17 protein-coding genes are annotated in these 22,300 nt (G+C 42.1%); 6 read left to right on the top strand and 11 right to left on the bottom strand.

Annotation, left to right across the window (positions count from 1 at the left end):
- Positions 1 to 5: 5 nt before the first annotated feature.
- Positions 6 to 635 (bottom strand): pseudouridine synthase, encoded by a 630-nt coding sequence (locus BUA53_RS09670; RefSeq protein ID WP_072835177.1) that lies wholly within the window; start codon positions 633 to 635, stop codon positions 6 to 8.
- 270 nt (positions 636 to 905) lie between these two features.
- Between BUA53_RS09670 and BUA53_RS09665 the strand changes: the two genes are divergently transcribed.
- The gene (locus tag BUA53_RS09665) at positions 906 to 1,907 is read left to right on the top strand and encodes an acyl-ACP desaturase (protein WP_072835176.1); all 1,002 of its coding nucleotides are present in this window, start codon (positions 906 to 908) and stop codon (positions 1,905 to 1,907) included.
- 52 nt (positions 1,908 to 1,959) lie between these two features.
- On the opposite strand, the gene BUA53_RS09660 is transcribed toward BUA53_RS09665, so the two are convergent.
- Positions 1,960 to 2,508, bottom strand: a complete 549-nt coding sequence (locus BUA53_RS09660) for a DUF1415 domain-containing protein (RefSeq protein WP_072835175.1) — start codon at positions 2,506 to 2,508, stop codon at positions 1,960 to 1,962.
- 202 nt (positions 2,509 to 2,710) lie between these two features.
- Here BUA53_RS09660 and BUA53_RS09655 point away from each other — a divergent pair, with 202 nt between their 5' ends.
- On the top strand, positions 2,711 to 3,214 hold the full coding sequence (locus BUA53_RS09655) for a YMGG-like glycine zipper-containing protein (protein WP_072835174.1): 504 nt from the start codon (positions 2,711 to 2,713) through the stop codon (positions 3,212 to 3,214).
- An 82-nt stretch (positions 3,215 to 3,296) separates the two neighbouring features.
- Here the strand turns inward: BUA53_RS09655 and BUA53_RS09650 are convergent, their stop codons facing one another.
- Positions 3,297 to 4,688, bottom strand: a complete 1,392-nt coding sequence (locus BUA53_RS09650; RefSeq protein WP_072835173.1) for a tryptophanase — start codon at positions 4,686 to 4,688, stop codon at positions 3,297 to 3,299.
- A 371-nt stretch (positions 4,689 to 5,059) separates the two neighbouring features.
- Between BUA53_RS09650 and BUA53_RS09645 the strand changes: the two genes are divergently transcribed.
- A complete protein-coding gene (locus BUA53_RS09645; protein WP_139256399.1) occupies positions 5,060 to 6,568 on the top strand; it encodes a sensor histidine kinase in 1,509 nt (502 codons plus the stop codon).
- 88 nt (positions 6,569 to 6,656) lie between these two features.
- The gene (locus tag BUA53_RS09640) at positions 6,657 to 8,000 is read left to right on the top strand and encodes a serine hydrolase (protein ID WP_072835171.1); all 1,344 of its coding nucleotides are present in this window, start codon (positions 6,657 to 6,659) and stop codon (positions 7,998 to 8,000) included.
- A gap of 100 nt (positions 8,001 to 8,100) precedes the next feature.
- Here the strand turns inward: BUA53_RS09640 and BUA53_RS09635 are convergent, their stop codons facing one another.
- Both BUA53_RS09635 and BUA53_RS09630 read right to left on the bottom strand, forming a co-directional pair.
- Positions 8,101 to 10,020, bottom strand: coding sequence for an AAA domain-containing protein (locus BUA53_RS09635; RefSeq protein ID WP_072835170.1), 1,920 nt, complete (start codon positions 10,018 to 10,020; stop codon positions 8,101 to 8,103).
- Between the two features lie 175 nt (positions 10,021 to 10,195).
- Entirely contained in the window at positions 10,196 to 12,016 is a 1,821-nt protein-coding gene (locus BUA53_RS09630) for a carboxypeptidase-like regulatory domain-containing protein (RefSeq protein ID WP_072835169.1), read from the bottom strand.
- 165 nt (positions 12,017 to 12,181) lie between these two features.
- Here BUA53_RS09630 and BUA53_RS09625 point away from each other — a divergent pair, with 165 nt between their 5' ends.
- Positions 12,182 to 12,913, top strand: coding sequence for a TMEM175 family protein (locus tag BUA53_RS09625; RefSeq protein ID WP_175546049.1), 732 nt, complete (start codon positions 12,182 to 12,184; stop codon positions 12,911 to 12,913).
- A 5-nt stretch (positions 12,914 to 12,918) separates the two neighbouring features.
- On the opposite strand, the gene BUA53_RS09620 is transcribed toward BUA53_RS09625, so the two are convergent.
- The 3 genes from BUA53_RS09620 to BUA53_RS09610 all read right to left on the bottom strand — a co-directional run bounded on the left by BUA53_RS09620 (position 12,919) and on the right by BUA53_RS09610 (position 16,266).
- Complete coding sequence (locus BUA53_RS09620; protein WP_072835167.1) at positions 12,919 to 13,344, bottom strand: VOC family protein; 426 nt, start codon at positions 13,342 to 13,344, stop codon at positions 12,919 to 12,921.
- A 123-nt stretch (positions 13,345 to 13,467) separates the two neighbouring features.
- A complete protein-coding gene (locus tag BUA53_RS09615; protein ID WP_072835166.1) occupies positions 13,468 to 14,622 on the bottom strand; it encodes an acyltransferase family protein in 1,155 nt (384 codons plus the stop codon).
- A 234-nt stretch (positions 14,623 to 14,856) separates the two neighbouring features.
- Positions 14,857 to 16,266: a S41 family peptidase gene (locus BUA53_RS09610; RefSeq protein ID WP_072835165.1), complete on the bottom strand. Its 1,410-nt coding sequence runs from the start codon at positions 16,264 to 16,266 to the stop codon at positions 14,857 to 14,859.
- A gap of 376 nt (positions 16,267 to 16,642) precedes the next feature.
- Here BUA53_RS09610 and BUA53_RS09605 point away from each other — a divergent pair, with 376 nt between their 5' ends.
- Positions 16,643 to 18,073, top strand: a complete 1,431-nt coding sequence (locus BUA53_RS09605) for an SDR family oxidoreductase (RefSeq protein WP_072835164.1) — start codon at positions 16,643 to 16,645, stop codon at positions 18,071 to 18,073.
- Positions 18,074 to 18,118: 45 nt separating this feature from the next.
- Here the strand turns inward: BUA53_RS09605 and BUA53_RS09600 are convergent, their stop codons facing one another.
- From BUA53_RS09600 to BUA53_RS09590, 3 genes are all read right to left on the bottom strand, one after another.
- Positions 18,119 to 20,239: an alpha-amylase family protein gene (locus BUA53_RS09600; RefSeq protein WP_072835163.1), complete on the bottom strand. Its 2,121-nt coding sequence runs from the start codon at positions 20,237 to 20,239 to the stop codon at positions 18,119 to 18,121.
- 156 nt (positions 20,240 to 20,395) lie between these two features.
- The gene (locus BUA53_RS09595) at positions 20,396 to 21,460 is read right to left on the bottom strand and encodes an adenylate/guanylate cyclase domain-containing protein (protein ID WP_072835162.1); all 1,065 of its coding nucleotides are present in this window, start codon (positions 21,458 to 21,460) and stop codon (positions 20,396 to 20,398) included.
- Between the two features lie 171 nt (positions 21,461 to 21,631).
- Positions 21,632 to 22,198, bottom strand: coding sequence for a hypothetical protein (locus BUA53_RS09590; protein ID WP_072835161.1), 567 nt, complete (start codon positions 22,196 to 22,198; stop codon positions 21,632 to 21,634).
- Between the last annotated feature and the right edge of the window lie 102 nt (positions 22,199 to 22,300).

Genomic DNA, 22,300 nt, shown 5'->3' with positions numbered 1-22,300 from the left:
TTTTCTTATTGGGGAGAACTGGGAGAAATTAAGGACGAAGTGTCTAAATTTAATTGCCTGAAAAATTGCTCTTGTTCCACAATTCGTATTTCTCCAGGTCTAAGATCACCAAGCTCCATATCTTCAATAGATATCCTTATAAGTCTCATGCACCTATGTCCGGCAGCCAAGACCATTTTTCGCACCTGGTGAAACTTACCTTCTGTTAGAGTGATTGTTAACCAGGTTGTAATAAGGCTGGCCTTATGCCTGCCATGAGCATGGAATTTCAATTCCTCATATTTTACAATTTTAGCCTCACAGGGTGGTGTGCGGTAATTCTCACCTCCTTTAATCCTGATATCTAGTCCTGTAATCAAGGTTTGTAGGCTTTCCTGGCCCATTTTGTGTTTTACCTGAACCAGGTAAGTGCGCTTATGAGGAACATTACTTTGAAATAAAAGAGATGTTATCTTTTTATTGGTTGTTAACAATAATAAGCCTTCTGAGTTTTTATCAAGTCGGCCAATAGCATGAGTTCCTTCAGGAAATGTGTAGGACAGACAACCTAGAAGATCCCCAGGGAATGGACTTACAAATTGGGATTCCATACCAACTGGTTTATTCAAAACAAAGTATTGAAAAGGCTTATGCATGAACCGAAGTAAATGGATCTGTTATTCCGGCTTGCTAATTACAGCGTTTTTTTTGCATAAAAATGCTAAAAATGGGAAAACATTAGCTTGAACTAAAATACCTTTGCGAGCCTTAATCTTTTGTCTCGCAGCGAAACCTTTACCTGAGGTTGTTCACTAAGTTTAGATGGGAAGAAAAGGAAATGCAAATTGATTTAGCGGTATGGGCGGGCATTATTCTTGTTCTTAAACCGCTTTAACAGCAAACAGTAGAAACAACTTAAAAACATTATGTTACATTATACGCCCACAAGGAATGAGTTGGAAAAAAATATGGAAGTGATCAGTGGTATGCAGGATATTGCTGCAAATGCTGTTGACACAATTTTAGTTGATCCACAAACATGTTGGCAACCTTCAGATTTTTTACCTGATATGAGTACTGATGGTGCACTGGAGCAGGTGGCTTCATTACAGCAGCGTGCAGCTGGGTTACCTCCGGAGGTAATTACCTCATTAGTGGGCAATATGATCACTGAAGAAGCGCTTCCTACCTATCAAACTTTTTTTAACCTGGTAAAAGGTATTAATGAAGAAGGTAATATTGCCAGTGATCAAGGTTGGGTGCGCTGGTCCAGGTCATGGACAGCAGAGGAAAACCGCCATGGGGACCTGCTGAATAAATACCTCTATCTTTCGGGTCGTGCGGATATGAAACAGGTGGAGATCACAATACATAATCTTATAGGAAATGGATTTGATCCACAAACCGAAGGTGACCCCTACCAGGCCATGATCTACACATCTTTCCAGGAAAGAGCTACACGTATCTCGCATGTAAATACCGGCAAGCTGGCAGATAAAAGCGGTGACATCGTTCTATCCAGGATTTGCAAAACGATCGCTGGCGATGAAGGCAGGCATGAAAAGGCATATAAATCTTTCATGTCACACATCTTTGAAATTGATCCGGATGGAGCATTGCTTGCTTTTGAGAAAATGATGAAAAAGCAGATCGTTATGCCTGCCATATTAATGGATAATGCAACAACAGATAACCTGTTTACAAGGTTTTCTGCCATTACACAGAAATTAGGCATTTATACTACATTCGATTATGCCTCTATCATCAAGCATCTAACCGACCTCTGGAAGGTGGAATCACTCACTGGCCTTAGTGACTATGCTGCCCGTGCGCAGGATTATCTGTCCACCCTGGCAGACAGATATAAGCGTATTGCCGAAAGAATGAAAGAACCGGAAGCTGTAAAGCTTGCCTGGTTGGTAAAATGATCAATACTTTATTTTAAATACCAGCCCGGAGTTTACTCCGGGCTTTTTTATTCTATGCTTTGAAAGTTGATTCCCATAGGCTGCGCATATAGATAATACCTTTTTGTCTTGCGAATTTGATATTACGCTGGGGTATTTTTTCAGTGCCTGGAAAAGAATCAATGGCACGGCTCACACTCTCTTCACGTAATAAATGCAGCATCGGGTATGGGGAGCGGTTGGTATAATTAGAGGGATCTTCTTCCGTTGAACCATCAAATATATATGCGGGGTGAAATGATGCAACCTGGTATATGCCCTCTTTTCCCTGGTCTGCCAACAAAGAGTCTGATAATTCCACTAATCCCAGGTACTCATCAAAAGAACTAAAGCGATGAGGCAAAATAAGGAACATTGTTTCTATATCTTCATTAGCATCCAAAAATGCGAAAGCATTCATCAATGCTTCGAGGGTAGTTTGTGCATTTGCATTTTCAATTACCTCATAATGTATGGTACCGGCTTTAACTACAGGTGCAGCAAAAGGGCAAAAATTGCAACCCACCACAACATCCACAATCCATTTTTTGGTTTGTGCTATGATTATTTCTTTTTCTGTCATTGATCTTTATCATTGATAGGCAAAAGTAATTAGCAAAAGAGAACCTTCACTTTCATTAAATAAATAATCGCTTATAATATATGTATGCATATGTAAAAGACATGGTATATATACTAAGCATAGTCAGGGATTAATACTTTGGCCTGCTCTTTTTAATTCCTGTATCTTAGTTGAATATTAAAATAACCCTAAAGGAAAACCCATGAAACGCAGTTTAATTTTTTTGAGTGCCTTCACTTTTTTGATAGCTTGTAACAACGGCCCCAAAACCCCAGCAGGAACTACTTACAGTCTTTCAGATTCTCTTAAGTTTGTTAATGACACTACCGGTTTAGCAGCCTACCAGGCCTGGAAAGCAGAGCATGAGTTAGATGCGAATAAGAGTCAGGCAACGGAGAACAGCCACAGTGCTGCTGTCTCTTCAGCTAAAGAATCAACACATAGAACCACTTCTGGTAGCACTAATTCAGGAACTGCTTCATCCGGAACAAGTTCTTCTGGATCTACAGGTACTGCAGCCCCGGCAAAAAAAGGCTGGAGTAAAACAGCTAAAGGTGCGGTAATTGGCGGTGTGGTTGGTGCAGGTGCAGGTGCCGTTATCAATAAGCAGAACCGGGCTGCCGGCGCTGTAATTGGTGGAGTAGTAGGTGCAGGCGCAGGCGCTGTGATTGGTCATGACATGGATAAAAAAGATGGTCGTCATTGATCTTCTATAAATATTGTAAAAGGCGCAACCTAAGGTTGCGCCTTTTTTTATGGAGTTAAACCAACTTCTACTCCAAATAAAGTCAGGCAAAGCAAAAGCTTTCTGACGCCCATTCAAATTTTGCGGTGAAATGCCTTAATACCAGGGCTTCTTCAACAATACGTAATCCTTTTAACTCCTTTCTTTTTTTAAATACTTCCAGTATCACTTCAGCCACATAATCAATATGACTTTGGGTATACACTCTACGTGGAATAGCCAACCGTACTAATTCCATAGCCGCTGGCACCAGTGCTCCGCAATTGTCATATTTACCAAACATCAACGATCCAATTTCCACGCTTCGGATACCCCCTTCCAAATAAAGAGCACAGGCAAGCACCTGGCCGGGATATTGGTCTACTGGAATTTGGGGGAGAAAAGCCTTGGCATCCAGGTAAACTGCATGGCCACCTGCTGGTTGCATAACAGGCACACCTGCCTCCACCAGTTTGTTTGTGAGGTATTCTATACTGCGTATGCGGTAGGCGAGGTAATTCTCGTCCATCACCTCTTCAAGGCCTATAGCAATGGCCTCAAGGTCACGTCCTGCCAGGCCACCATAAGTGGGAAAACCTTCAGTTATGATCAGAAGGTTCCTGCATTTAAGCGCTAATGATTCATCATACATGGCAATGAAGCCGCCAATATTGGCAAAGGCATCCTTTTTAGCACTCATTGTGCAACCATCTGCGAAAGAGAACATTTCTGTGGCAATACTTTCAATGCTTCTATTCTCATATCCTTTTTCCCTGCTCTTAATAAAGTAAGCATTCTCCGCAAACCGACAAGCATCAATAAATAGGGGTATCCCATTTTTTTCGCAAATAGCTTTTACTTCCCTGATATTTTGCATACTTACAGGTTGTCCTCCCCCAGAATTATTGGTAATGGTGAGCATACATAATGAAATGACACTGGCACCTTTTTCATCAATAAATGACTCTAATGCTTCAACGTCCATATTACCCTTGAATGGAGCAGGTATCGAAGGATATTTCCCCTCTTCACAAAGCAGGTCTATGCCGGTAGCCCCGGAGCATTCAATATTTGCTCTTGTAGTATCAAACAAGGTGTTGCTAACAATATATTTTTCAGCTCCGCCCATTACGCTGAAAAGGATCTTTTCTGCTGCCCTTCCCTGGTGAGTTGGAATAACTATTGGCATGCCCGTTAGTTCCCTTATTGTTTTTTCAAACCGGTAGAAGCTTGGACTTCCTGCATAGGACTCATCTCCCTGCATTATGCCTGCCCACTGGTTGCTGCTCATCGCACTGGTGCCGCTGTCTGTTAGCAGGTCAATCAGCACATCTTTTGATCTTATCAGGAAAGGATTATAAAAAGCTTTTTCTAAAATGCGTTCCCTTTCTTCCCGGGACGTGAAATAAATAGGTTCAACGGATTTGATCCGGAACGGTTCAATAATGGTTCTCATGTAGAAAATTAAATGAAAAAATAAAGTGGAATACTGACCAAGAGGAAGGCGGCCTAGGTGGGTTTATTAATGATATTTTTCCATATGTTCATATAAACAAAATTAATTATTCTCTCAGAACCGGCATATGATTTTGATCACAGCCCCTTTAAATATGCTTAAGGGCATGTTTATAAAAGCAACTTACTGACTACCATCATATGTTTGGTAATACAGCATGTCTAAATTTGATCTGATACTATCTGCTTACCTTTTGAAGGGTCGCCTTACATGTGAATCAAGCTTGAATTTATTTATTAACTGCAGTAAAGGCAATTAAATGTTACCAGAGGGGTCGCAACCAATATTGATCTTGCAGGCAACTTTTCCCTGTGCTGCGTAATGAACCATCAATGCTGGTAGAAAAAAAGCGTAAATATAATTGGCCCCTGTTAAGCTTTTTTGTGACGGCTAGTTTATTGCTGGCATTGAGCCTTCTTTCTTCCAATAGATTCCAGGTGCAGAAAAATTCATCTAATTGGGTAACTCATACTTATGAGGTTAAAATAAAATTACAACAGGTGCTTAACGGGATAAGGGATGCTGAATCAAATGCAAGAGGATATTTTCTTACTTCGGACACCACTTTCGCCAGGCAGTATCTTAAATCAATCATTGCCATACCTGTATATATTCAAGAACTGCATTCCCTTGTATCTGGTCAAGGTGGAGAAGAGGAATATTTTAAGAGCATTCGCCTTCTTACTCACACAAGAATTAATGAACTAAATCTTGCCTTTAATAGCTTCCCTTCCATACCGGAGCAGAAACTCAATGAATTGCTTATCCGAGGTAAATACCTTTCGGATATAGTAACAGCCCAGGTGCTTCACATGCAGCAGCTCGAGGACCGGCTTTTAAAAGAGCGATTTAAAAATTGGGAGAAACAGGAAGCCAATGCATCGCAGATCAATTTCTTCTTATCCTTATTTTCCTTTATCATTCTGATTGCCTCATTCATTACTATGCTAAAAGAACGTGACCATAGACACAAGTCGGAAAGCATTGCCGGGATCCTGGAAGAAAAAGTGAAAGAAAGGACATATGAAGTGGAATATAAGAACATGGTACTTTTTCAACAAAATGAAGAATTGGAAAAAAGAAATGATGAGCTCTCCTCCTTCAATTTTATCGTAAACCATGACCTTAAAGAACCGCTAAGAAAGATCCGTATATTTTATGAAAGGATAGAAGAAATAGAAGGTGAGGAATTCTCACCTACTTCAAGGATATATTTTAAAAAGATCAATGAATCTATTGTCCGCATGCAGAATTTGCTCAATGATGTTTATGCATATTCTACTTTGAATATAAAAGAAAAATTCAGTGAGGTAGACCTCAATACGATTTTAACCAAAGTGCTAAAAAACCTGGAGGAGGATATTCAGAAACAAGGCGCACTGATAGAATATTCAAGGCTGCCAAAACTCATTGCTATTCCTGATCAAATAGAACAATTGTTTACCAATTTATTACACAATTCACTTAGTTTTTCCAGACAGGATATAGAACCAGTCATCAGCATTAGTGCCGAAAAAATCAAATGTATTCATAGACTACATGGTACTTGTTGGAAAATAAGTTTCCAGGATAATGGAATTGGGTTTGATCCGGAACATAGAGAAAACATATTTAAGGTATTTAAAAAGGCTCACCAGGGTCCTAAATTCTCAGGCACGGGTATTGGGCTTGCTATCTGTAAAAAGATCGTTGAGAATCATAAAGGTGTGATAATGGCCAATTCCCGCATTGACCAGGGATCGACGATAACTATCTTATTCCCTGATAACATCAGTTCAAATGTTGCAGCATCTCCTCCGGAACAAAAAATAATGGCCTGATTCAATCCCGGGAATATATTTATATTTATTAGGGTTCAGGTAACCTCATTCATTTTCTTACGTCTTATCTATTTATAAAAATATGTTTATGCGTCGCCACCTGTTTATGCTCACGCTACTTGTTTCCTATACTTTTTCATGCCTTGCGCAGTCTATCACACCTTCACTGGACTCACTGGTAAATGTTTACGCTCAAAAAAAAGGCTTTAATGGATCTGTATTGGTAGCCCAAAAGGGCAAGATATTACTGGAGAAGGGTTACGGTTATAAAAATGTGGCGCAAAAAACAAAGGTTGATGCCAACAGCCTGTTTCAATATGGATCCATAACCAAACAATTTACTTCAGCCCTAATCATGTATTTGCAGGAGAAAAGAAAACTGAACATCAATGATAAGCTTAGTAAATATTTCCCTGAATTACCATTTGCAGATAGTGTGACCATCTATAACCTGCTTACACATACCTCCGGGATCTTTAATTATACCAATAATGGTGATTTTATGAAAACAGAGGCTGTCAAGACAGCAAGCAGGGAAAAGATATTTGCACTATTTAATAACAGGCCATTAGAATTTGCCCCGGGTTCTCAATTCAGCTACAGCAATTCTGGATATTCCCTGCTTGGTTATATCATAGAAAAAGCCAGCGGGGTTCCTTATGAAAAGCTCATGCGACAGGTGATACTTGAACCCCTGGGATTAAAAACAGCAGGTTTTGATTACGCACACAATACTTCTCCTGACCGAACCATTGGGTATAATTTCATTAGGGATGACAAGTTTGAACCAGCAGGCATAGTTGATTCAACTGTTGCCTATTCAGCCGGCTCTTTATATGGAAGTGTAAAGGATCTGTATGCATGGCACCAGTCACTGCAAAAACATGCACTATTATCTCCAGCCTCATGGCAAAAGATATACACGCCCTTCCAGTCAAAATATGCCCTGGGATGGGGTATGGATAGTGCATATGGAAAACTGGTGGCACAGCATGGAGGAGGCATTTTTGGATATACTTCTATGATCAGGCGTTTCCCTGATGATGATGTAGTGGTAATCGTTTTGAGTAACAACAGCTCCCAGCACACCGGGGATATCGCCAATAATCTTTCAGCCATCGTTTTTAATCAGCCGGTAGCATGGCCCAAAGAACACAAATTTGTGCAGGTGCCGGTAGAAAAACTTAAAGCCTATGAAGGCGAATATGAGATAGGTCCCAATTTTATGTTGAAGATAAGTTTGGTGAACGGTATACTCCAGGCTGAACCTACCGGGCAGCCTAAAACCGAATTGCAGCCGGAATCTGAGGATACATTCTATATTGCAGAAGCAGATGCAGAACTGGTATTTGAAAAAGATGCTTCAGGTAAGGTGACCGGAGCTAAACTGTTCCAGGGAAAGAGAATAAACCCTATTAAAAAGATTAAATAGCTGCTTATTGACATTATTAAGCCAAACACATAAACAGTTTTAATAAGGCTACTATATCTTTCAGGGCAGTCATTTATACTATTCATCAGGACTTTGTTACTTACCAATCCATTAATTCCCAGGCACTGATATAGGCATTATTTTGTTGGGCATAGGTAATAAAGTCAGCATAAAAAGTTGCCTGTGATAAGGTGGCACTGTCGCCTACCACAACCAGCTTTTTACGTGCCCTTGTCATGGCCACATTCATCCTCCTGATCTCAGAAAGAAAGCCAATATTGTTGTCTGCATTGCTCCTTGTCATACTGATGAAAATGGCATCCCTTTCCTGTCCCTGGAAGCTGTCAATGGTGTTTACGGTTATGTACTCCCGGTAGTTCTCCCATTCCGAATCTTCCATGACGGTATGGCGCAACAATTCCACCTGGTGCTTATACGGCGAGATCACCCCAATAGAAAGGTGGTTACTCAAATGGTTCTGCTGTTGGAGGTTTTCCATCAATTGCAGCAGTTGCTTTAATAAAAACCCTGCTTCTTCAGGATTGCTGATACTGGTCCCTTCCCATTTTTCCTCAAAGCCACATCCTGCTGTATCAATAAATATCAGGGGCTGATCATTTTCAAGAAGGAGCCGCCGGGCAACCGAAGGGTGCGCCTGCAACCTTCCCTCATAAAACTCCCTGGAAGAGAAGCCCATAATGGTCTCATGCATTCTGTATTGCTCTTCCAGCAACACCAGGGCTTCAGGATGCAGGGCGACTGCTTTTTCCAATAGGGTATTAGCCAGACCTTCCTTTGCTGCCTCATCAGACTTGATGGTAGGAGGCAATTGAAAATGGTCCCCTGCCATCACCAGCTTTTTAGCTTTCAGGATCGGTATCCAGCAGGCAGGTTCCAAAGCCTGTCCTGCCTCATCTATCACCACGGTTTTGTATTTCCTGTTACGGACAGTATAATGATTGGCACCCACAAGGGTAGCGGTGATCACCTGCGCTTTAGCCAGCGTATCATCAATGATGTATTGTTCCGTGCGTTCCACTTCTTTATTGATGTTCCTTGCCTCATTGAACAATGCTTTGCGCTGTTCACGTTCTTCTTTTCCAAAATTGCGCTTATACTTTTGCGCCATATCCCTGTACTCCGATGCCTGCTTTTTTAATCGCCTGATCTCTTTGGCAGATGGGTGGGAAGCTATTTTATTGTCCAGTGTCATGGACATGAGCCGTTCTGATACCCTTGCAGGATTGCCCACACGCACTACGTTCAGGCCTTCATCTGAAAGCTTTTCGGTGAGCAGGTCAACAGCTGCATTGCTGGGTGCTACCACCAACACCTGTTCATGTTCCTGCTGCACCAGGCATTTAATGGCCTGCACCAGCGTAGTGGTCTTCCCGGTGCCGGGAGGTCCGTGTACAATAGCCAGTTCATTCGCAGCAATGATCTTCTCCACTGCCAGTTGTTGCGTGCTGTTTAATTGCTGTAAATAAGGTTGTAGTACATGCGCCTCTAACTTTGGATGGAACCCAGGCTTTTTCTCGCCGGTAAGAATGCGCACCAACAAACCTTCTTCATGCTTTTCAGCAATTAATGGTGCCTGTTTCAGCGCATTCTCCATTTCGGAATAACTGTTGGCATCAAAAACCACATCCAATCCCAACTTACCATTGCGCGACCATTCCGGCAATTCATCAGTGCGCAGGCTGAACTTCATTCGGTTGCCGCTTATGTAGGTGACAGTGCCTTCAATGCGGTCGTGGCGTGGATCATGATTGGAAAACAGGGCCACTGACATCCCAAACCGAAACTGGTGAATGATATCAGTATGTGTGGTCCGCTCCACTTCCACGCTCAGGTAATCACCATGACCCAGTTCAGTATCTTTTATGGCTACAGGATACCAGGTCATTCCATTCTCCCTACGGTCATTCACCGATTGATTTTCTATTAACTGCTGGTAAGAAACCTTATCCTCTTCCTTCTCTATCTTCAATAAATGGAGCAGCCTTTTAAAATAGTCCATCAGGCAAATATAGTAAGTCGGGAGTCTGGAGTCTGGAGTCGGGAGCCGCGACAGTTTGTAGTTTGTAGTTCGTAGTTTGTAGTTTCTTGGGTGAGTTGATCTAAAAAAAGCTTGCATATAACAGTTAAGTATAACCTAACGAACAGAAACAAAAAGCCATAAACCATAAACGCTCTTAGTTTCTTACTAACACTACCTTCTCCGTTCCCCATCCCTTATCCTCTATATAATATTTTACCAGATAGGTTCCGGCAGGGTGGTTCCCTAGATCCAGTTGCCATTTGCTTTGTTTATTGGAAACTTCCATGCGCTTCAACATCTTGCCTGCAAAATCAGTTAGATAGATCTCCTTAATTGGCTCCGGTGCTTCAATGCTGATCCTTCCTGTGGAAGGATTAGGAAACACTACTACCTTACCTGTATTTTTCACCAGGTCATTGGCTGGCTCTTTACTGTCTTTTCCATTGCATGCAGGCATGTAGATCATTTCACCAATCAATCTTTGCACGAGGGCATTCAACAGTTCCACCCTGAATTCATCTGTTGTTGGTTTAATATGTTTATTGCCAATGCCACTATCGTCAGTTAAAAACACATAGCTGCCATTGGTGGCCAGCGCCATGCTGCGCATCAGGTACTCTGTTGATTTGTCTATACCGCTACAGACAATGGGAACAATGCGTATGCCCTGTTGTGCTGCCAGTACTATTTGCTTGTCTACCTGGTCACGGGCATCATCATGCGGAGGCGCGTCCAACACCAGGAACAGGATCTTTGACCTGGCACCTTCTTTCCAATGAAGGTCATTAAGTGCTGATGTCAATGCTGCATCAACAGCCTCCGGCGTGTCACCTCCACCCATGGCTGACTGATTTTTGATGAACTGAAGCAAGGCCGCCGGATCTGTTTGAAAGTCGAATGGACGGGTAAGGTATTCATCTCCGTGATCACGGTAGAACACTGAGCCAAGCCTCAGGTTTACTTCTTTATACTTATCCGACACATGGTTGATGATATCTGCCAACTCGGCCTGCAGGTAACGGATCTCGTCACCCATACTACCAGTGGCGTCCACGACAAAGGCGATATCTACATCGTTGGATGCATGGCAAGATTGGTTGATGGTTATTCTGTTGATGCCTTTATCGAACAACTGCGCCAAAGGAAGCAATTGGTTGTTGCAGTGAATGCTGTACCTGCCCTGTTGATCTTCCCCTACCTGCATAGCGGCCCATAATTCTGCCTTGCCAGTATTATCGGTAAAACTTTGCCATACGGTATCTTTTGTATCTGCATTCACCAGGTACACTTTTTCTCCGGCTATGGCCTGTCTTGACCCATTCTGCACCTGCACACAATAGCGTTGCCTGGGGAATAGCTTCCAATGCTTGCCATACTCTTTGAATTCTTTTTCTGAATAGTCGCCCCAGAGTTTCCATTTTTTAAAATCGCTCAACTCACCCGCAGTCAATAAATTGGAATGTGGTTCAATATCTCCGCTATCGGTAAGTTTTATGACCTTATCCGAGGTCATTGCTTTATCTGCCACCATTATTTCCCTTCTTCCTCTTGAAACACTAATACCAGCTACCCGACCAGACAGTCCATGTGCAGCTATTGGTGCAGAAAAAGCAACTTCTTTTTTCGTCATTGATACATCATAGCCTGTGATCATCACCTCTTCCAGAGCTTCCCTGCTGGGATTCAGGCTGATATTCAATTCATCTCCAGCCATTTTATCAGTAATTGTAAGCTCTTTGCTTTCATAGCCTACTGCCGTCACCTGCAGTGTAACCGGAATGTTTGTAACACTTAATGAAAATCTTCCGGTACTATCGGCTGTTGTTCCAGTCTTACTACCTTTTACTTTAATAGTTGCGCTTGTTACAGCCTTGCCTGCATGGTCTGTAACACGACCTTTTAATAACACTGGTTGAGTACTATATAAAAAGGAAAAAAGGATCAATCCTGAAAGTAGAATGTATTGCAGTCTCATAGCCTTAGGGGTTTGGCTATAGGATGAACAGGACAAAGGAATTACATAAGCAAATGCAATATTTTTTTGAACTACCTCCAAAAAGATCAGCTACGCTCATGACATTTACTGATGGCCGTCATTTCTCATAACGTTCATCCTGGCTATCTTGAACAAAAAGGCAGCATGATCCGCAAAAAGTTATTCCCATCTCTGGTTGACGGCAACTTCCGCTATCGGGGCAAAGAGATACAGAGAGTGGAAGGGTTAAGTGATGCCGTATTTGCTTTTTCTGTTTCCCTGCTAGTAGCATCGCTGGAAGTACCACAAACATTCGGCGAATTAAGGAATATTGCCAAAGGGGCCATTCCATTTTTTGCTACCGTGGCCATGATCTTCCTTTTCTGGTACCAGCAATATCAATTCTTCCGCAGGTATGGTTTGCATGATTTTACTACGGTGTTGCTCAACCTGTTTTACCTGGCCATCATCCTTTTCTATGTCTATCCCCTCAAGTTTTTATTCTCCCTGCTCATTGCTTCCTGGAGCGGACTTGACCTGTTTCCTTCAGCTACGGAGAAAGGATTAGCTGTACTATCACAGGAGGATTTCCCCCAACTGATCATCCTTTTCAGTATAGGGTATTTCCTTATCTGGCTGATCATCGCATTAATGCATTATCATGTATTGAAACTGTCAGCGCAATTCAACTTTAACAGGTTTGAGCTGGAGTTCACCCGCAAGGAAGCCAGAGGTGCTTTGATGAATGCAGGCATCGGGTTACTTGCACTGGTCCTGGCCTGGGTCAGGCTGGAATGGCTGGCCGGTATTTGCTACCTGCTTATTCCCCTTGTCCTGTTGTTAAACCAGGGTTTGTTCAAAGCCCATTCCAGGAAACTGGTGAGGGCCCGGGTCTAAGAATATCATGCTTCTTCCAGTTTGCGGATATCCAGTTTTTTCATTTGCATGAGTACAGGCATCACGCGTTGCGCCCTGGCAGGATCTGTCATTAGTTTACCCATGTTGGAAGGAACGATCTGCCAGGAAAGGCCATACTTATCTTTTAGCCAGCCACACATGCTTTCCTGTCCCCCTTCGCCCGTTAGTTTTTCCCAATAGTAATCTATCTCTTCCTGGTTTTCACAGTTAACAACAAGTGAAACCGCTTCATTGAATTTAAAATGAGGGCCACCGTTCAATCCCATAAACCGTGATCCATTCAATTCAAATTGTACGACCATTGGGGTGTCAGTTATAATTTTCGAATCTTTAAAAACTGAACAATAGAATTCAGCAGCTTCTTTTGCCTTTCCATCAAACCAAAGGCAGGGATAGATCGGGTTATTCATTGTAGAAACAGTTGTATGGTTAATTTAATAATGCTAACACAAGATAGTCAAGCTATCCATAAGGTAAGAGTTCCAAAGGAATTTTGAGGTCTTTTACGCCATGCGATAGTCTTTATTAACAGCTCAGTATCCGGGCTTTAGTTGTACTGCTGCCTGTTTTGTGCTTTTTACCAGTAGTTTCCTGGTCAACCATTTTCTTACAGGTTCATCGTATAGCTTAAGGCAGGCATAACTAAGTGTTATGCAGGTGAGAAAAACTACTATACCTGTTGGCCAGGCTTCACTTAATGGAACTTTATTGCTGGCTACCCAGGCAGTGTAGATGTAAATGATCGGATAATGCGTAATGTATAATGGGTAGGATATATCTCCAAAGAACTTGCAGATCAGGGAGCCGTATTTGCCTTTTACTTCACCGCTGGCACCCAAATACACAATCAATGGAAAAATCAAAATGATGCTTAAAGAATCATACAGGCCGTTCATCCATAAATGCTCACTCCCCCCGATCCTTGGTATGGATAGTACAGCAATGACTGACAGACTGCACAAGAGAAATGCATTTTTGATCTTTGAAAGTTGAACGGTACGGGATAATAACAGGCCTGCGAAAAATGGAAAAAGAACTCTTGTAATACCTGTGCGCATCTGAACAGGCTCCAGCGACCAGCCACCGATCACATCTCCGCCGGGACTTGTTACAGCAAAATGTACCAGGGCAGCCGCCGCCAGGAGCACCAACACACCCAATGCTTTATTAGATAGCTTTCTTAAGCCGATACCGTATAGTATATTGACAATGTATTCATAAAACAGGGACCATGCAGGTCCGTTTAATGGGTACATCTCGGTCCATCCCCTGATATCCATAGATAAGGGTAATGGTAATATGGTGAAGCCAATGAACATTACCAATATGGTTTTCCATACAGGTACATCATGAATGTTGGGCCACAAAATGGAATCCTGGAAATAAAAGCCTATGGCCCCTACGATCATTCCCATGATGACCATAGGCTGCAGCCGCACAAGGCGGCGCATTAAAAATTCTTTAATAGACATTTTATACCAGCGGTCATCGTAAGCATAACCAACGACAAAGCCAGAAAGCAAAAAGAAAAAGTCTACAGCCAGGTAACCATGGTTGATGACCTGGTCCAGGTGGCTTGTGGCATTGGCTTCAAATATATGAAAGGCCACTACCATCAGGGCGGCCACACCCCGAAGACCATCAAGGATGGCGTAATGTGGTTTTGTGCTTGTTAGTTCCGGCTTCATGTGCCTTAAATATAATCAGAATGGGGTTTAGAATATGGGTGAATTAACAATAGAAATGCGACCTCCCGGAAAGTGTGGCAATATAAGGTAACGTGTGTTGATGGCTGTATGCCACCGATCCCATTTTGCTTGTCATAAAATTATACGTGTAAGATTGTTTGACCTTTAATTATCATCACTTACGCTTTAACCTGATAGTAAAATCTAAGTTTATTACGCCCAAAGAACTACAAACTACAAACTTCTTTTCTCCCGACTCAATACTTCTTGAGCAAATCGTATCCAGTCATCTGTTTTCTTCACCCTAAACATAGGTGCAATGCCCACAAATTCATACTTTGACTTTTGCAGGTAGCGCGTTGTTGTAGATTGTACTGTAAATTTTCCGCAGGGAACAGGCGCATTCATAACATTACCATACCCAATATAACCACCTGAATTTTCACCAATGGTGATCACTTTATCACTTTGAATAAAATACTGGATCATACCTTCCCCTGCACTTGCTGTACCCCTGTTGAATAGTAAGGCTATTTTTTTAGGATATACAGTTCCACTATCCATTGACCAGGTAGTAACTGCCTGTTCACTTTGGGGAATAAAAGAATAAGGTTTTGCCTTTTTCATCCGGGCAACCAAATCTTTATAATCACCAGTTGTGGATTCTTCGTATCGTTTAATGTTTTCTGGAGATACCCATACCGATGCTGAATCAATTTGCAGAGGTTTTGTATAAGCATAGGGTAAAAGTTTAAAATAAGACGATTCACTTCCACCCCCATTATTCCTGATGTCAATGATCAGGAAGGGTTTGCTTTTAATGGCCTGGTCAATAGTAAGATAAAAGGAATCCAGTTCCCGGGTGAGGCGTGCATCAAATGATAATAACCGAAGATAATTGGTACTGTCATTCAATTCTTTAAACTCATAATTTTTGCCCTGTGATGAGGGGACAGATCCTTTTGAAAAGCCAAGGAAAGGTATTTGTCCATGCTCAATGGTCGTGTTTTTAATAATCCGTTGAAAATTAAACCCTAACAGACCGATGTTATAGGACACATCAAAACTACTGTCCTGTTGCCTCGTTAACTCCAGCAATATATGACCAGCATCCAACAGCTTATTGGTTTTTAATACCACCCCAATATATTGGTTAGGCTTGTTTTCTTTTTGTACTATGCCAAAAACTATTGATCGCCCATCACTGTAAATACCTTCAATATCAGCAATGTCTTTTGTGTTGAGTCTTGTATATAATTCTGAAGTATCCACCTGGATTTTTTTGAACTGGCGGTAGGCAGCAGAACTTTTAAAGACCGCCACCTTGGTAGAATCTCCAAGGTCCTTTCGGTTCAGGTTGAACCCAATGCCGCTGTGGTGGTCTTTTAATAAAGTCACATATTTGTCCAATAGGCGGATGCAGAGATCTGTATCCTTTTTCTTATTGGCCTCAGTTCGCAACTTTTTTAGGTCGGCTTTATAAATGGTATAACCTGCAGGGTCATTTTTGATCTTCTGGAAAGCAGGATTGTTTTGTTCAAAATAATTAGTCACGAAGTTAAATTGAGCGGCACAACTGCAATCCTGTGCCATCATCATATTTTGAAATGTAAGCAGCAAGCTGATGCTAAATAACAGTTTCATGTTTGGGCTTAATATATTTTATGGATCTAACCTCAGGGCTATTGCCAATTTAGTGTAGATCTCTTTGATTAATATTTAAATTATCCATTGATTACCCATCTTACTTCTGTCCAGGACACTGTAAGCTGTTTCGTATACCCATTTTAGTTAGTTATATATGAAAAGCTTACCGGTGAACTAAAGATAAATAGTACTGGTTTATTTTCTTATGCTTTTCATTCCCTTTTTGATTGCCTGGTTTTGCTACATATTGGTGAGTTTCCTATTTGAAGATTCAAAGGAATCAACCAATGCTATGGATTAATTGTTTAACTTATAACTGGCGGGCTATACAAGCTTCGCCCGGCTTTATTAGCTAAGAAAAACAGTTTAGATCATGAGGATTCTTTTAACAGGGGCAACAGGTTATATAGCGCAACGTTTGCTGCCGGTATTGCTGGAGCAGGAGCATGAGGTAGTCTGTTGCTTAAGGGATAAGAGCCGTTTTAACATGGATTCTTATCCTTCCTCTAAACTTTCCGTCATTGAAGTAGATTTCCTAAAGCCTGAAACGCTGGCAAATATTCCACGGGATATAGATGTGGCATATTACCTGATACATTCCATGTCAACAACCACCGGCGATTTTACCACTATGGAAGCAAAGGCTGCGGAAAACTTTATGCAAGGCATAGGGTGTACCAATGCAAAGCAGATCATTTACCTGAGCGGTATTGTCAACGAAAAGCAGTTGTCCAAACACCTGCGCTCCAGGCAGAATGTAGAAAATATCCTCTCTAACGGGCAAATACCTCTCACTACGCTGAGGGCAGGTATAATAGTGGGATCAGGCAGCGCTTCTTTCGAGATCATCAGGGACCTGGTTGAAAAGCTTCCCATCATGATCGCCCCGCGTTGGCTGAATACAAAATGCCAACCCATAGCCATCCGAAACGTGATAGAGTTCCTGGCGCGTGTATTGTCCAGGGAAGAAACCTATAACCAAAGTTTTGACATTGGAGGACCAGACATACTTTCCTATAAACAAATGCTGTTGCAGTTTGCGGAGGTGAGGAGGCTGAAGCGCAGGGTATATGTAGTTCCTGTAATGACACCCCGGCTTTCCTCGTACTGGTTATATTTTGTTACATCCACTTCTTATGTGTTGGCCAAGAACCTGGTGGATAGCATGAAGGTGGAAGTGGTATGCAGGCCTAATAATCTTGCTGAAATATTGGGCATAGAGTTGATCCCTTATAAAAAAGCCATTGCGATGGCATTTGATAAGATAGAACAGAATGAAGTGGTGTCAAGCTGGAAGGATGCCCTAAGCAGCAATGTTCTCAACAAAGGCCTCGCACAATATATTGAGGTGCCTGTGAATGGTTGTTTTAAAGATGTTCGAAAGGTATCCCTTACAAATCCTGACAGTGCCCTTAATAAGATATGGGCTATAGGAGGAAGTACCGGCTGGTACTATGGCAATTGGCTATGGGGCATACGCGGGCTGCTGGATAAAATGGTTGGCGGTGTGGGCTTAAGAAGGGGGAGAAGAAGTCCTACCTTGATCAGGGCAGGAGACTCATTGGATTTCTGGCGGGTGCTGCTGGCCAGTAAGGAGCAAAAGCGTTTGTTGCTGTATGCAGAGATGAAGCTGCCCGGAGAAGCCTGGCTGGAATTCCGTATAAATGATAATACCCTGGAGCAGATAGCGACCTTCAGACCACTGGGCCTTTGGGGAAGGCTGTATTGGTATGCCGTATGGCCCTTCCATGGTTTTATATTCAAGGGCATGATCAACCAGATAGCAAAAGCAAATGTGGTTTAATTGTAAATGACCTATAACATCTATTGAGAAACCTACCAAAGCAAATTATTCCAGTACGATCACTTCATATTCCTTTAAAAGAGGTAGTGTGAATTCTGAACGGCCATTATTATATGATACAGGTAATCCTGTATTGCCTTCCCTTGTTCTTGCCGATTTGAATTTTCCAATGATTGAAATACGGATAGGCCCCATTGCAATAGCATCCATATAATTATTCTGTGTCTGGCCGGAAAGGTTGATCAGGTGCAATAAATGTCTTCCTGTATTTTGCTGGTAGGCAAGAACCATTTCAATAGAACTGTGTGCATCGCTTTCCAGTTGCCTGCCTTTTGGTAATAAATGGTCAACCAGGTCAGTCAATAAATTTGCATGAGAAGGTATTGCCATGCGGTCATACAATGCACCCAGGTCCCAGGGTAGGTAGGCAATGCGCCCACTGCCATGATCGCGGAGAAGCACTGCCGGGATTTCCGTGTGCTTCAAATCAGTTTGAGAAACCTCAGCCGGGTTTTCAATCATAGGCGGTACAAAGCTTAGGCTTGTTCCTTTTTCTTCCGGGTATTCAGTGAAACGCATCGTTTTCACTTCTGCTTTACTGAATATATCAATCACCGTGTAAGGGCACATGGATGTTGCCATCAAATAGGTCAGACCTTTCAATGAAGGAAATAAATGCTGGTCTTTTACTTCTACATACGACACATTAGTAAGATCATGTACCCGAACAGCAGCAGGAATAGCAAATGCTGGTTCTTCTCCTATATATAATACCCTGCCTCCATTACTAACAAATTTTTCGAGCCCTAGTATAGGTGCCCCTGGTGTTACAATTACAAGGTCGAACCGACCTGGCTGTTGGGTGATGGTTTCCATAGTTTCTGAAACCATAAGGGGTATATGGTTTTCAGTGAGTATGCGGTAAATGCCTCGTAGTGATTGTTGAATTACAATGTCTCGTCCTCTTGGAGCAGATTCAGGTTTGGTAAGTATCAACACCTTCGCCGGGTTAATGGTGTTGCCAAAAATATCTTCATTGCGCGCATGCCATTGAAACACTTCTTTTGCTGCCAGGAGGTCCCGCTGATCATCCTGTTGCATGGTGCCTGTGGCTACATAAGTTGGAGGGGAGCCATGCGCCATTGCCTGGAACAACCGCATGCGGGTTTCCTGACCCGGCATTAATACCAGTCTGGAGGAATTTGAAGAGTAGCTTGTTACATTATTACAGGTTACTGATGCAGGGTAAGAAGTTCGCTGCCTGTTCACCGCTTCGCTGGTAATATACAGCCACAGGCGTGAGGGTGCTATCACCATCCTTGTCTCGCTATGCCACCCGTGTGTGGGTGTGGTGTCAGCATTGATTAGAATTGTTTTTGGCGATAGTTTCATTAATTCATCAAAGAAGATGCGGCCAGTTTCATAAGTACAATGCCTGAGAAATATCCGCACTTCATCGGTCATGGATTGAGGAAGTGCTTTGCCGGTTTTCTGGAAAAACTTTTTCCTGCAGTTGGCACACTGGCAGGGATCGGGGAGATTTTGACCTCCGAGGTTATTCCCAAAATTGTTCAGGTATACTAATGCAGGATCGTAACGGCTTACAACTTCCTTCATGATCAACACTGCCTGCTTGCGAAAAAAATCACCGTTGATGCAAGGTGGTGTTCGCCCGGATGCATCTACTGGGTGAGTGCCATCCGCCAGTGTAAAGAACCAGCCAGGATTGGCCTTTACGGATTCAGCAGATTGCTTGCTAAAATCAAAGCGGGCACCCAATCGTATGTTTCTCGATTTTGATGCGCTGGCAATCTTTCCTAAAAAATCGTTTGATTGTGAAATGCCGGGAGCCCATTCATGAAAAGGAATAGCAGATGGATAAAAAGCAAAACTTCCGCCCACTGTCAGGCAAAGCAGGTTCATTTTGGCATCTGCAACTTCCTGCACAAACATGCCTGCAGGCTTTAATGCATCGCTATATCGTAGGGTGAACCATCCGATCCTGGTAGGTTCATTCATGAACCATTTGCCTGCTTCACCTACCGGCGTCGGTATAAGTCCCGGAGGCGGATCTATAGGTGCAGCCGCATGTCCGGTGGAAGAACTCACCAGTGGTGAAAGGATAGCAGCACCAACAGTAACATTTAAAAAATCACGTCGCTTCATAACTGAATCAATAAATTAAAAAGGAGCCAATGAACCCGGCAATGGGTTTATACAATTGATAATCCTTCATAATTCTAAAGCTAACGGTTTTTATAAAAGTTCCGGAGTCTTTGTGGATGTACATTATTACTCCAATTGCGGGTTGTATTCGGGCTCTTAATATAGTTGAGGCCTTAGGACAGCTGCACTATGCTGACTAACTAACTTTATCCCGTATAATCTCAGTTTATTCCTTTTCCCTTTTAATTCTATTTCTCCTTTTTCTTCCACTGCCAGGTCATCTGCATGCTTAATGCAACTTAGCATATCACCTGATACCAGCAGATCCTGGTTCAGTTCACTGCATTTACCCTCAATCCTGGAGGTAGTGTTCAATACATCACCATGATAAACGATCTCCTTTTTTAATTTGCCCACAGAGGTCACTATTACCTTACCAGTATGAATGCCCGCTTTAAATTGAGGTACCACTCCATACTTCACCAGGTAAATTTTTCTTTTCCTTTCTATGATCTCCACCATTTTATAAAAGCTTCGAATGCAGTTGTCATTATTACTTCCCAGTGGCCATACCACAATTACCCCGTCACCAGCATATTGATAGATCTCTCCCTTGAACATCATTATGGCATCCGATATATCAAAGAAATAATCCCTGATAAAAGCGCTGAATGTTTTGTTGGACAACTTTTCTGCGATAGTGGTAGAACCTTTCAGGTCCAGGAACATGAATATCCGGGAGATTTCATGGGGCTGGTGGTATAATCCCAGTATGAGCCGAAGAAAATTGGCTCTCCCGATCAATAATATGACCTCCGTTATAAATAACATCAATAGGATAAAGGAAAAGCTGAAAAGAAAATCTCTTTCAAATAAGGGGCCGGCCAGGTATTCTTTTACTGCCCCCATATAGCTGATGTTTTCAACAGATGCAGTTTCAAAGGATAGCACAAAACTCAGTATCACACTTGTCAGCAGTGAATAGATAAGCGTGCGGATCAGCAAAACAAAAAGAAATCGGATGGACTGAAATAATTTTTTAAAAACAAACTCCTCCAGTATGCCTACCATCAATCCAATTAACAGGCTGATACTACCCGCCTCGGCGTATTCAGTAAAGGTGTGAGGATAATACAGGAAGTTATACAAAAGACCAAATAGCAATCCCATGCCTATGATAAGCAGGATGTGCTGAACCTTTAATTTAAGTTCCGGTACCATAATCTATATTTCCCGGTTGATGAATAACACGTAAACCAGGCAGGTTAATGCCGGTTTTTTTAATGCATTAAAGGTCCGTATTAATTGTTTTTACAGGGAAATATTATAAGAAGAAAGCCTGTTAACCAGTAGCGGTAAAGGTATTTAACCAGAGTTTATACTACTGGTTGATCAACGTTCAACCTGGGCCGTTACTTTTCCATTGGTAATAGAAACCAGCGATCCGTTTGCACGTTGTGCCTGCCCGCTGAATTCAATGGTAACTATATCCTTATTGGCATCATAGGCTGTGATGGTATAGTTCATGACAGGGCCAGGATCAAGGTTGGAAGATTTATAAATATTGTCCGCACTGGCAGGCGACTCCATATAGTAGAATGCATTCAGGTAATCATTACCATCAACACCTGACTTATATTGTTTCTGGGAAAAGTTCAGGTCAACCAGGGAAAGAGTGAGGTTGAACAAAAAACCAGATGTTTTTTCAGGGCCAAGCATGCTGAATGTATAGCTGTTATTGGACTGCAGTTGGGTATTTAAAGAAGCTCCACCTAATAGTAAGGAACCATTATAAACAGTATTACCTTCCTTGAATGTCCAGGTGTTCAAAGTATTTCCATAGGTCTGTTGATTGTTGGAGGAATCTTTTGAACAGGCAAAAAGCAAAACACTGCAAAGAAGAATCAGCAATACTTTTTTACGCATAGCCCGGATTTGAATTACAAATATATTTTTCATTAATTAGATTTTGATGCCTGTAACTGGAATATTTAGATTTCTACCAGTGAGCATAAGTCTACTATTCCAGTCACCTTTACTCTAACCTTTTTATCTTCCTTC

The organism is Flavisolibacter ginsengisoli DSM 18119 (assembly GCF_900129295.1).
Lineage (GTDB): Bacteria > Bacteroidota > Bacteroidia > Chitinophagales > Chitinophagaceae > Flavisolibacter > Flavisolibacter ginsengisoli.
Note: the sequence above shows the minus strand (reverse complement) of the source record. Positions and strands in the feature narration are given on the sequence as shown.